8 protein-coding genes are annotated in these 12,824 nt (G+C 44.6%); 6 read left to right on the top strand and 2 right to left on the bottom strand.

Going from position 1 to position 12,824, the window contains the following annotated elements:
* Positions 1-17 precede the first annotated feature (17 nt).
* The 4 genes from H9653_RS08490 to H9653_RS08475 all read left to right on the top strand — a co-directional run bounded on the left by H9653_RS08490 (position 18) and on the right by H9653_RS08475 (position 4,980).
* A complete protein-coding gene (locus H9653_RS08490; RefSeq protein WP_191691875.1) occupies positions 18-1,379 on the top strand; it encodes a homoserine dehydrogenase in 1,362 nt (453 codons plus the stop codon).
* A 102-nt stretch (positions 1,380-1,481) separates the two neighbouring features.
* Positions 1,482-2,663: a thiolase family protein gene (locus H9653_RS08485; protein WP_191691874.1), complete on the top strand. Its 1,182-nt coding sequence runs from the start codon at positions 1,482-1,484 to the stop codon at positions 2,661-2,663.
* A gap of 532 nt (positions 2,664-3,195) precedes the next feature.
* Positions 3,196-4,044, top strand: coding sequence for a DUF2382 domain-containing protein (locus tag H9653_RS08480; protein ID WP_191691872.1), 849 nt, complete (start codon positions 3,196-3,198; stop codon positions 4,042-4,044).
* Positions 4,045-4,248: 204 nt separating this feature from the next.
* Positions 4,249-4,980 (top strand): YsnF/AvaK domain-containing protein, encoded by a 732-nt coding sequence (locus H9653_RS08475; RefSeq protein WP_225211679.1) that lies wholly within the window; start codon positions 4,249-4,251, stop codon positions 4,978-4,980.
* Positions 4,981-5,098: 118 nt separating this feature from the next.
* Here the strand turns inward: H9653_RS08475 and H9653_RS08470 are convergent, their stop codons facing one another.
* Both H9653_RS08470 and secA read right to left on the bottom strand, forming a co-directional pair.
* Entirely contained in the window at positions 5,099-5,656 is a 558-nt protein-coding gene (locus H9653_RS08470) for a hypothetical protein (protein WP_191691871.1), read from the bottom strand.
* 315 nt (positions 5,657-5,971) lie between these two features.
* Entirely contained in the window at positions 5,972-8,752 is a 2,781-nt protein-coding gene (gene secA, locus H9653_RS08465; RefSeq protein WP_191691869.1) for a preprotein translocase subunit SecA, read from the bottom strand.
* A 440-nt stretch (positions 8,753-9,192) separates the two neighbouring features.
* Between secA and mutS the strand changes: the two genes are divergently transcribed.
* Positions 9,193-12,309 carry a DNA mismatch repair protein MutS gene (gene mutS, locus H9653_RS08460; protein ID WP_191691867.1) on the top strand — a complete coding sequence of 1,039 codons (3,117 nt, stop codon included), beginning with the start codon at positions 9,193-9,195 and terminating at the stop codon, positions 12,307-12,309.
* A 107-nt stretch (positions 12,310-12,416) separates the two neighbouring features.
* Positions 12,417-12,740: a ferredoxin FdxA gene (gene fdxA / locus H9653_RS08455; protein ID WP_068406370.1), complete on the top strand. Its 324-nt coding sequence runs from the start codon at positions 12,417-12,419 to the stop codon at positions 12,738-12,740.
* Positions 12,741-12,824: the final 84 nt, after the last annotated feature.

Raw genomic sequence — 12,824 nt, 5'->3', positions numbered from 1 at the left:
AATCTCTTGAGGATACTGTGAGCAAATCCATCAAACTAGCGATACTTGGTCTGGGCACCGTCGGAACGGGCGTGATCAATCTAATCAATGACAATTTAGATGAGTTAAAACGCCGTAGCGGACGCGACATTGTGATTACCGAAGTCGGTACCCGTCGTCAGCGCGATGATATCGACGCTACCATCGTACAAAATAGTGACTTGATGGCAACCGCTGCCAGTGACAATGTCGATATTGTCATCGAAGTGATTGGCGGTACGACCTTGGCTAAAGATGTGATTATGCATGCCATTAAACACGGCAAACATGTGGTCACTGCCAATAAAGCCTTGCTCGCCGAACACGGCAATGAGATTTTCGCCTTTGCCGAAGCCCATAATGTACACGTTGCTTATGAAGCGGCGGTGGCAGGTGGTATTCCAATTATCAAAGTCATGCGTGAAGGCCTTGCTGCCAATAAGATTGAGTGGTTAGCTGGTATTATCAATGGCACTGGCAACTTTATCATGACTGAAATGCGTGATAAAGGTCGCCCGTTCGCCGATGTTTTAAGCGAAGCACAAGCACTTGGTTACGCCGAAGCCGATCCAACCTTTGATGTCGAAGGTATTGATGCGGCGCATAAGCTTGCGCTCCTCGCCTCTATCGCCTTTGGGATTCCGCTACAGTTTGACAAAGTTTACTGCGAAGGTATCACCGGTATTACCTTGCAAGACGTCAACTACGCCGAAGAGCTTGGCTACCGTATCAAACATCTAGGCTTTGCGGTACGCCGCGAGGGTAACGGTTCAGGTGATGACCAAGGTAATAATAGCGCGGCTGGTATCGAGCTGCGTGTTCATCCAACCCTCATTCCACAAAATGCCCTGCTTGCCAACGTTAATGGCGTAAAAAATGCGGTATTGGTCAACTCGCACCCACTTGGTCAGACGCTATATTGCGGTGATGGCGCTGGTGCTGGAGCAACGGCTTCTGCGGTCATGGCCGATGTCATGGATTTGGTTCGCGTTCTTGGTAGTAAAGATAGCAACAATGAAAGCACGAACGGTCACCATGTGCCGCATCTAGCCTTTATCCCAGAGCAATTATCAGACACACCCATCTTGCGTGCTGAGCAGATGATTACCGGTTATTATCTGCGCGTGCATGCGCATGACAATCCGGGCGTTTTGGCGGACATTACTCGTATTTTGAGTGACGCGGGTATCAATATCGATGCCATTTTACAAAAACCTGCGCATAAGCTGGGCCAAGTACCAGTGATTATCTTGACCCTACCTGTGGTGGAAAGTCAGATGAATCTGGCGATTGAAAAAATCGAGAAGCTCGATACCATTACAGATAAAGTCGTCCGTATTCGCTTAGACGAGTTAGCTTAATCTATCCAGCGATTCATCTATAAACGTATAATCTCAGCTAGAAACTTTTATTTTAATGACTAAAAAACTTTCGTTTCAAATACCGAAAAAGGAAAAATAACGATGTCAAATGATGCAATTGTAATTTTAAATGGCGCCCGTACTCCGATGGGTGGTTTTCAAGGCGCTTTAAAGGACGTCAGCGCAACTGAACTTGGCGCAACCGCTATCAAGGCAGCCGTTGAGCGTTCAGGCGTGAGCGTTGATAATATTGATGAAGTCATCATGGGCTGTATCTTGACCGCTGGTCTTGGTCAAGGCCCTGCCCGTCAAGCCATGCGTAAAGCAGGTCTAAATGATGCCACGGGTGCCGTTACCATTAATAAGCTTTGTGGTTCTGGCCTAAAAGCGGTCATGCAAGCGCACGATGGTATCAAAGCGGGCAGCTTTAACGTCGCAGTCGCTGGCGGTATGGAATCGATGACCAATGCGCCTTATATTATGCCAGGGTCACGCGGTGGTTACCGTATGGGACATAAAGAAGTCAAAGACCATATGTTCTTAGACGGTCTAGAAGATGCCGAAACCGGCAAATTAATGGGGCAGTTCGCGCAAGAAATGGCCGATGAAAAAGGCTATAGCCGTGAGCAAATGGACGAGTTTGCTATTGCATCGCTAAACCGTGCTTTGACAGCGATTAAAGACGACCATTTTAAAGATGAAATCGAGCCTGTCACTTTCAAATCGCGTAAAGGCGAGCAAACAGTCGATACCGACGAGCAGCCTGCGCTTGCCAATGCCGAGCGCATTCCTACCCTGCGTCCTGCTTTTGCAAAAGAAGGCACGATTACAGCGGCAAACGCCAGCTCAATCTCAGACGGCGCGGCGGCGGTTGTGATGATGAAAGAATCACAAGCTAAAGCCGAAGGTTTAGATTACCAAGCACGTATTGTTGCCACCGCTTCTAACTCGCGCCATCCAAGCGAGTTTACCATTGCTCCGATTGGCGCCATTGAAAAAGTTCTGGACAAGGCGGGTTGGTCAATTGCAGACGTCGATTTATGGGAAATCAACGAAGCCTTTGCGATGGTAACGATGGCAGCGATGGATGAACTTAAAATCGACCACGCTAAAGTCAACGTCGAAGGCGGCGCTTGTGCACTTGGCCATCCAGTTGGCTGCTCTGGCGCGCGTATCTTAGTCACCCTTATCAACTCGCTTAAACGTACTGGTGGTAAAAAAGGCGTTGCAACCTTATGTATCGGTGGTGGCGAAGCTGTTGCCGTTGCCATTGAACTGGCTTAAGTTTAAGCCAATTCAACGTTTGAGCTTTTAAAATTGAAATTCTGATTTAAAATACCGACTTATTTTCTTAAAATTTTAAGACCGCATAGCTACTAGCTGTGCGGTTTTTTTATACCTAAAAATGACAAATACCGCAAAGCGGTGAACACGCTGTAAGAAAGCCTTAACTTAATTTTATATAGTAACGGCGTCATTTACAGCCTATTACACGCAATTACCTCAAGCGCACACTTTGCTACCTTGCTCATATATCGTATCGAAAAACCTGCTGCTACGATAATAACAAGTTGATGGAGAGGCTGCTTATTAACGATAGCTAGTCCTTAATGATAGCGGGATTCTATTAATAACCACGGAAATATCTTCTTCATCTAATCTTGTTGATTTATAAAATCAAAATCTAAGTTTAAACAAGTTCAAAAGAAATAGACGACAGTTTTTTAGCAACGCAAATTTTTACTGCATTGCAATTTTATAAAAAATAATTATTAATCCAAACAAATAAATTTACTCATAAAAAAGGAAGACAATAATGAGCCAACTAATTCGTTTAAGAGATATCCAAGCAACTCACCGTGACCTAATTGGTGATGACTATTATGACCCAACAGGTAAAACTGCTTATGGCGTCAATGAAGAAAAAATCGGTAAAATCGAAGGTGCGCTAGTAGAAGATACTACTGGTCGTATTCGTTATTTAATCGTTGATGCAGGCGGTTGGTTCAGCTCAAAAGAAGTTCTAGTGCCAGCAGGTCTCGCTCGTATCGTCGGTGATGACGTTTTCTTTGATAGTTTAACGCAAGCACAAGTAGAAGCGATGGAAGTATACGATCACGATTATCAGTACAGCTATAAAGAGCAGTACGAAAAAGATCGTCAATCATTCGCTGCTGATACTGTACCAGAAGCAGAGCGTATGGAGATTGCCGACCATGCGTATAATGCGCCAAACACGCTAGAGCTACTAGAAGAGCGTTTGACAGTCAATAAAGACCGCATCGTTGCAGGCTTAGTAAAAGTTGGTAAGCATGTCGTTACTGAAGAGCGCAACATAGATGTTGACCTTGAAGAAGAGCATGCCAACATTCAGCGTACCAACGTAGATCGTCCAACCGATCGCCGTATCGGTGATGTAGATGGCAATCAAACGGTCGAGGTTCAATTAGAAGCAGAACGTGCTCGCGTCAATAAAGAAACCTATGTCGCTGAAGAAGTAAACGTCAGTAAAACTACCGAACGTCATACTGAAACCATCGCTGAAACCATTCAACGTGAAGAATTAGATATCGATGGTGATGGTAATGTGGTTGACCGCGAAGGTAACCTTTTTGACCGCGATGATATTACTGCCGAAGACGTCCGCCGTGCTCGTGGTATGTAATACGCAATACTTTCGCACTTTGCATCATTTTTAAGAAAGATTTCTTAAATTAAGAAATAATCATTAGAAAAAAAACCGTTAAATGTGCATTATGCGATAGTAATGAGCAGCTGAGTGACAAGCTCAGTGACTAAGACCAGAGCTTGCCTCTGGTCTTTTTTTATACCTCTTTTTAAGCTACCTCACCATTTAAGGAGCACTACCATGATTAACGACGACAATAAAGTTAAACCGCAACAAACCAATCAGCAAGCATCTTTGGCAACTGACTCTACTTCGCACTTAGAGCAAATTGCCAGTCATAGCGGTGAGAACAAATTGCCTGCGCCAGATTTGTCCGCTACTGATTTATCCAATACTCATCAGCAGCAAGCTGTGTCGAGTCGTTCACAGGAAGGCTTAGAAAATAATTTATCTACTAATTTAGCAAACCACCAAACCGATGCAGGTGATGGTGGCTATTTAGAATTATTAGAAGAGCGTCCTGTTATTAATAAAGAACGCTTGGATGTTGGCAAAGTCACAGTAACCAAGCACAGACGGACTAAAACCATTGAAGTGCCTATTGAGCTGATAGAAGAATATATTACCGTACGTACTGATTATCAAGACGCAGAGAGTCAGGATTTACTATCAGGTAATTATGATGATAAGGATATATTGCGCCACGTTGAGCCATCGCTAGATAGCAAAGCAGTCGTAACCATCAATGGCAAGCAGGTTGAGATTGGTGACGCGCCGATTGAGATTGTCTTATCGCGTCAGATAGCGACGATTACCAAAGATACCCATGTGATTCAAGAAATAGAGATTAATAAAACCACGCATACCCATACCGATAGCATTCAAGTAGCGCTACAACACGAAGAGCTAGACGTTAAAGAAGAAGGTTATCTAGCCCATGAGCAACAAAGCAATGTCCCTGATAAAAAATAAAGCTTAGAGAAGATGAATTTTAGGAAAAATAACGCTTAAATAAAATAAAACCACTTTTTTAAAAATTACATAAAAAAAGCAACGTTAACGTTGCTTTTTTTATGCGAGGTATTTGTTGTTAGGCGGCTGTTTCTGCCGTTTTAGTGTCAGACGCTGGTGATGTTTTACATTCATAAGTACTGACGTTTTCTGAATCGGCACCAGCAGTACGCATCACACCAGTTTCACGATCTTCGTGCGCCACGCGCCACTGGATAAAGCCTTTACCACCGTCAAACGCTGTATCTAGATTGAAAACTTCAGGGTTGGTCGCATCATTGGTTTTGGTCAGAGTTACTGTACCTTGAGCAGTCTCAAGAATCACTTGTTTGTCAGCGTCTTTGTAAGTGGCTTCGACGGCTAGTGCCGGTGAACATGAGTAGCTCATTTGCTTGACGCCAGAATTAACAGACGCTACGGTATCCTCTTCCACATCGCTGACTGGCGCATCTACCACCACATCACTTGGCTCAGCAGGCTCTGCGGACATAGGCACCGATTGCTCTTCACTGATACTGTCTTCTAGGCTTGGTTCTGGCTCCTGCTGTTGTTGACAAGCACTAATTGTCATCGCGCCAGCGAGCAGACCGGTAACAATGACAGAGGTACGAAATTGTTTTAATAATTCTATATTCATGACACTCTCCAAAAAAATATGTTAAACACTATAGCGTGTATGTAAATTCACGCCTATGCTGAATTTGTAATTAATCACCACAAAACTGCTGTTACTTTTATATTCTTAATAGTTAGACCATTTGTTAACACAGTCAAAATATTAACAGAGCCAAACTAACTTAAAAACGCTAAAGATTAAAAGGAAAAGATGCTGCTAGGATAATTTTTCCTATCGAAATTCTTATGGCTATAAATCTTATCGCTATAAAAAAGTCCCTATCTAAATAAGACAGGGACTTTTTATCATAGCTTAACAATTTTTGATTATCAATATTTAGATTTTACCGTGACATTGTTTATACTTTAGGCCTGAACCACAAGGACATGGCGCGTTACGGCTTATATTCATCCCAGTGTATGGGTCAGGCTCACTGGCATTGTTGCTACCACTGCCCGCGATAGACCCTGCTGTTACGCCAGCAGCAACGCTACGGTTTTGCGCCGCTGATCGCTCTACGCCGCCATCCATATTGTCGATATCACTGTGCTCAAACTGCATTTGCATGTGCGCGGCATTTTCACGCTGCTGAGCTTCTAACGCTTCTAATTCTTCTTTGGTTGGGATATGCACGCGTGATAAATCTTGTACGGTTTCAGATTTAATCGCACCAAGCATCATTTGGAACAGCTCAAACGATTCACGCTTATATTCTTGCTCAGGATTTTTTTGCGCATAACCGCGCAGATGGATACCTTTACGTAGCTGATCCATTTGGGTTAAATGCTCTTTCCAGTGCTTATCCAAACTTTGTAGCATAAAATGACGCTCAAGCTGGGCGGCATCTTTTTCGCCCATTTGCTCACGGCGCGCATGATAGCGATCCAATGCCGTTTGGATGATTTTGGCACGTAAGCCTTCTTCATCTAGGCGGCGGTCTTCATCCAGCCAATCGTTAATCGGCATGGAAATTTTAAACTCATCTTCAAGCTCATCTTCTAAGCCGTCGATATTCCACTGATCATCGATAGAGCCTGGCGGAATAAACTGATCAATCATGGCGTTGTAGACTTCATGATGCATAACTTCGATGGCCTCCAATAAATCCATCTCTGCCAGCAAGTCATCGCGCTGACCGTAGATAACTTTACGCTGCTCATTGGCGACATCATCATATTTCAATAGGTTTTTACGGGCATCAAAGTCGCGACTTTCGACTTTACCTTGCGCATTTTCAATCGATTTTGAAACCATTTTATGCTCGATGGCTTCGTCTTCTTTTAGACCCATCGCCCGCATCATATTGACGACGCGATCACCGGCGAAGATACGCATCAAGTCATCTTCAAGCGATAAGAAAAAGCGTGACATGCCAGGGTCACCTTGACGACCAGCACGACCACGCAGCTGGTTATCGATACGGCGTGATTCATGACGCTCAGAACCAATGATATGTAAACCACCTGCTGCAACGACTTGGTCATGCTTGACCTGCCATTCGGCTTTTAGGCGCGCCATCTCTTCCGGACTGACCGCATCAATATCTTCGATAAATGATTGCCAGTTACCGCCCAAGATAATATCGGTACCACGGCCTGCCATATTGGTGGCGATGGTCACCGCTTTTGGACTACCGGCCTGCGCGATAATTTCTGCCTCACGCTCGTGTTGCTTGGCGTTTAGGACATTATGCTTGATGCCTTCTTGATCGAGCAGATAAGACAACTCTTCACTGGCCTCAATCGTCGCCGTACCCACCAAGACCGGCGCACCTTTGGCTTGAATCTCTTTAATCTCGCGGATAATACCCTTATATTTCCCTAACTTGGTTAAGAAAATTTGGTCATCCATGTCGATACGCGCAATCGGCTCGTGCGTTGGAATCACGATGACGTCTAAATCATACGTTGATTTAAACTCTGCTGCTTCGGTATCAGCGGTACCGGTCATACCCGATAATTTATCATAGAGACGGAAATAGTTCTGGAAAGTCGTCGTCGCAAGCGTTTGGTTCTCTGCTTGAATCTCGACGTTTTCTTTGGCCTCTACCGCTTGGTGCAAGCCTTCTGACCAGCGGCGACCCGGCATAGTACGTCCAGTGTTTTCATCTACGATAATCACTTCGCCGTCGTCAACGATATAATGGACGTTTTTGACAAACACATGATGGGCACGAATGGCCGCTTGGACGTGAGCAAGTAGCGGCAAACGGCTCGGGCTATATAAACTTTCGTTTTCGCCAAGCTCACCCACTTCGATTAAGAAGCGCTCAATTTTCTCGTAGCCTTTTTCGCTGATTTCAATTTGACGATTTTTTTCATCAATCCAAAAATCTTCGTCTTCGTTATTCTTATTGGCTTCTTCATCTTTTGAGCGTTTAAGCCTTGGAATAATAGTATTAATCAGCGCATACATACGTGATGAATCTTCCGCTTGCCCTGAGATAATCAGCGGCGTACGTGCTTCATCGATTAAGATAGAGTCGATTTCATCAATAATACAATAGTTTAGCGGACGCTGTTTTTTCTCAGCGAGGCTAAAGACCATGTTATCGCGCAGATAATCAAAGCCATATTCGTTATTGGTACCGTAGGTGATATCCGCTTGATAAGCGTCGATTTTTTCTTGTGGTGGCTGCTGCGAATAAATAACGCCAACCGTCATACCCAAAAAGCCAAATAATGGGCGGTTTAATTCGGCATCACGCGCCGCCAAATAATCGTTGACCGTAACCAAATGCACGCCTTTGCCACTAATGGCATTGAGGTACATCGCCAAGGTACCCATCAAGGTTTTACCCTCACCGGTTTTCATCTCAGCGATTTTGCCTTCGTGCAAGGTGATACCACCGATGAGCTGCACGTCGTAGTGGCGCATGCCATTGACGCGTAACGAGGCTTCGCGGCAGACGGCAAACGCTTCTGGTAATAAGGCGTCTAAGCTTTCACCGTTTTGGTGTCTTTCTTTAAATTCTGCGGTTTTTTGTTGTAATTGCTCATCAGACAGGGCTTGAATGTCAGCCTCATATGCGTTGATTTTGCTGACCACGCGGCGCATGCGCTTGAGTTCGCGGTCATTTTTGGTGCCAACGACACTGCCTATAATCTTTGATAACATAATTTTTTGACCTATGGAAATATTCGATAATTAGTGCGCATTCGCCAAGGCTTTATATAGTGCCGCTTGGTCATTACAATGCTGACAATCATCACTGACTAAATACCTTTTGATAACATACTGATTGTCAAAATACGGATTAACAAAGCACGCAATAATAAGGTACTGACTAATGATGAGTCGCTTAATGAAGTATCGCCCAATTAAGTGTGCCGTCATTATATATGGTTATGACGCCGATGGATACAAGGGCAGCGAGTAGATATTTGCCGACGTAAAAAGGTCGCTGAACGTGTTAAAATAGCGCTTATATCCTTCATTTAGCAGCTTTTTCGTGCCATTAATAAACGCAACTATCTGACAGCATTCATCGCTAATTTATTCTAAAAAACAGCCATTGTTTCTAAGCAAACCCATTTAAGCATCATAAGAGATTCTGCATGACCGTAAAACCAACCGCGCAAAACCCTAACGCTTTAACATCTGATACATCTAAAACCTTAAAAGCTAAACACGTAAAAACTGAGCATTTAAATAACGATCAGTTGCTAATCGGCGACGCTATTTATCATTTAGCCGACCATACGCCAATGATGGTGCAATATCTGACCATGAAAGCCAACTATCCACAAGCGTTATTGCTGTACCGGATGGGTGATTTTTATGAGTTATTTTTTGAGGATGCCAAACGAGCGGCGCAGATACTCGATATTACCCTAACCCGCCGTGGCACCGATAAAGCTGGTAATACCATTGCGATGGCTGGCGTGCCGTTCCATGCAGCCGATAGCTATATGGCGCGGCTGATTGCGGCTGGGCAAACCGTGGTTGTTTGTGAGCAAATTGACGATTCAGTTACTAGCAACCCGTCCAATACGCCTAAGATGGGCGATAAGCAGAAAAAAGATAAAAGTAAATCGGCGGCTGGTAGCATCATGCGCCGTGAAGTGGTTAAAACCTTGACCGCCGGAACCATCACCGATGACGCCCTCATTGCGCCCAATCATACGCCAACCGTCGTTGCGATTGATATCGAAACTCCTAAAGCGAATAGTAAACAACCTTTGCAGGCTGCCATCAGCCAAATGGATTTGGCTGCTGGGACATTAACGACGCAAACACTCAGCGCGCATCACAACGATATCGAAGGTTTGCAAGCTCAAATGCTCACGGTGCTGGCACGCTTTGCCCCGAGTGAATGTATCATTAGCGAAGCACTCGGTGAACAAGCTGGAGAAAATTGGTCGTTGTGGCTACGTCAAAGTTTAGACTGCCCTATTATAGAAGTGGCAGCCAATGACTTTCATCGTCAGCATGCCAGTTCAACGCTTTGCCAGCAATTTGAGGTACAACGCCTCGATGGACTGGGTATTAGTGATGCCAAGCTTAGCCAGTCTAGCTGTGCGGCATTAATACACTACGCAAGACAAACCCAGCAGCGCCATATACCACAGCTGAATCAACTTATCGTCGAATATAGCGACGATTATTTAATCATTGATGCTAATAGTCAGCAAAATCTTGAGCTATTTACGCCCGTTAGCAGTAATGGAACGTCATTAATATCCGTACTCAATCACTGCCAAACTCCGATGGGGCGGCGCTTGCTTGTGCAGCAAATGAAGCGCCCGCTACGTCAACATGCGCGTATTAATCTGCGTTTAGATGCAATCACTAGCCTTTTGCAGTCAGACAATAATTTTGGCGAAAATAAGCAGGTTAATGAAAACTTAGAAAATAATTCATTAGTCAGCAGTTTACGTGAAACCTTAAATACCATCGGCGATATCGAGCGAATCACTAGCCGTATTGGGCTGATGAGCGCCAAACCGCGTGACCTGCGTAAGCTCGCCGATGGTATTACTAGCAGCACTCAACTTACTACCCTACTGAGCAATGCAGGTATCAGTCATGAGCAAGCAGGACTACTGCCCATACTGATGCAGCAATTGCCTGCGCAGCTACCTGCCGTACAGTCTGTCGCCGAGCTAATCGAGCGTGCCATTATTGCAGAGCCACCGGCTCATATCCGTGACGGCGGCATGCTAGTAGCTGGCTACGATGCAGAGTTTGATCGCCTTACCCATTTGCATGACAATATCCAAGTAACATTAGATGAGATGCTAGAGCGCGCGCGTCAGGACTACCAATTACCTAGCCTAAAAGTAGGCTTTAATAAAGTCAGCGGCTTTTATTTTGAATTACCTAAAATGCAGGCACAAAATGCCCCGGCGCATTTTATCCGGCGGCAAACGCTCAAAAGCAGTGAGCGCTTTATTACCGATGAGCTAAAAGAAGTGGAAACCGAGTATCTCAGCGCACAAAGCTTAGCATTAGCACGTGAAAAGCTGCTATATCACGAACTATTGACCATATTAAGTGGCCATTTAGCAGAATTGCAACAGCTGAGCGCGGCTATCGCGCAAATAGATGTGCTTAGTAATTGGGCACAGCTTGCCACTCTTTATAATTGGCAGCGTCCAATCATGAGTAATGACTCACAAGATGACGACTTACTGAAAGATGGCAACTTGTCAAAAAATGGCAGCCAAACCAGTATCAATATCAAACAAGGTCGTCATGTGGTTGTTGAAGCAGCGCTAAATCCAGTCAATGCTGACAAAGCCTTTACTATCTCTAATAAAGGCAGCAATGCGAAACATAGCAGCCATTTTGTCGCCAATGACTGTGCGCTCGGCAGCGCTTCAAACCCTGAACGCCTCCTCATGATCACTGGCCCGAACATGGGCGGTAAATCGACCTATATGCGCCAAACTGCACTAATTGTCCTGCTTGCTCATTGCGGCAGCTTTGTGCCAGCAGCGAGTGCGCAGATTGGGGACATCGACCGTATCTTTACTCGTATTGGCTCAGCTGATGATTTGGCAGGTGGTAAGTCTACCTTTATGGTTGAGATGATTGAAACCGCGAATATTCTCAATCAAGCGACCAATAAATCGCTGGTACTGATGGATGAAGTCGGACGCGGCACCGCTACTACGGACGGTCTAGCAATTGCCCATGCCTGCGTCAATCGACTGGTCGAGATTGGCTGCCTGACATTATTTGCCACCCATTATTTTGAGTTGACGCAATTGGTCAACAATGCTGCTAACCAACACGCCAGCATTCGCAATGTCCATGTCGCTGCCAGTGAAGTCGATGGTCAACTGCTACTACTGCATCAAATTCAGGACGGCGCGGCAAGCTCTAGCTTTGGACTGCATGTGGCAAAAATGGCTGGTATCCCAACTCAGGTATTAAATGATGCGAAGCGGTATTTAGTAGATAATTTAAAAACTGAAAGTGTAAAAGCCATTGATGATAAAAATGAATTAGCTAAGTCAGTAAAGGATGAAAGAGCGCAGGCTTATCATAGTGTATCAGAGAAAACAAAGGAAGACAGTGTTCACTCAAGTGAAAGCACCACTACCATTCCACAACAAAATCAATTATTTAGCTTACAAGATGAGCTGGCAGCGATTAATCCTGATAACCTAACACCAAAGCAAGCGCACGATTTACTTTATCATTTAAAGGAAATCATTAGTCAGTAAAGGGATTTGTCAAATAGCGGTAAAAGCGCTAAAATATGTCTTATTTTTCAGCTAATGTACTTACAATCGTAATTGTACTTTGCCAAACCAATAACAGGTAGACCACTATGACCTTTGTCGTTACAGATAACTGCATTCTTTGCAAATACACCGACTGTGTGGAAGTCTGCCCTGTGGACTGCTTTTATGAAGGCCCGAACTTCCTCGCTATCGACCCTGACGAATGCATCGACTGCGCGCTTTGCGAGCCCGAATGCCCCGCCAATGCGATATTTTCGGAAGACGAAGTACCAAAAGGGCAAGAAGTCTTTATTCAGCTAAACGAAGAGCTGGCACAAAAATGGCCAAACATTACTGAGATGAAAGGTCAGTTGCCAGAAGCGGCAAAATGGGATGGTGTCGAAGGTAAGATTCAGTATTTAGAGAAGTAAATAGTTTTTTGGTGGTGTTCTAAAAAGTATGCTGGCATCAGACATAGCCATAATTGACATAGAAGAATACCAAATCAAACACCT

Source organism: Psychrobacter communis (assembly GCF_014836505.1).
In the GTDB taxonomy this organism is placed as follows: Bacteria; Pseudomonadota; Gammaproteobacteria; order Pseudomonadales; family Moraxellaceae; genus Psychrobacter; species Psychrobacter faecalis.
The sequence above is the reverse complement of the archived record's forward strand: the minus strand, read 5'-3'. Positions and strand labels throughout refer to the sequence as shown.

Coding starts and splice junctions, on each gene's coding strand:
- H9653_RS08485 (WP_191691874.1), top strand. CDS start 1,482: ATGTCAAATGATGCAATTGTAATTTTAAATGGCGCCCGTACTCCGATG.
- H9653_RS08480 (WP_191691872.1), top strand. CDS start 3,196: ATGAGCCAACTAATTCGTTTAAGAGATATCCAAGCAACTCACCGTGAC.
- H9653_RS08475 (WP_225211679.1), top strand. CDS start 4,249: ATGATTAACGACGACAATAAAGTTAAACCGCAACAAACCAATCAGCAA.
- H9653_RS08470 (WP_191691871.1), bottom strand. CDS start 5,656: ATGAATATAGAATTATTAAAACAATTTCGTACCTCTGTCATTGTTACC.
- secA (WP_191691869.1), bottom strand. CDS start 8,752: ATGTTATCAAAGATTATAGGCAGTGTCGTTGGCACCAAAAATGACCGC.
- mutS (WP_191691867.1), top strand. CDS start 9,193: ATGACCGTAAAACCAACCGCGCAAAACCCTAACGCTTTAACATCTGAT.
- fdxA (WP_068406370.1), top strand. CDS start 12,417: ATGACCTTTGTCGTTACAGATAACTGCATTCTTTGCAAATACACCGAC.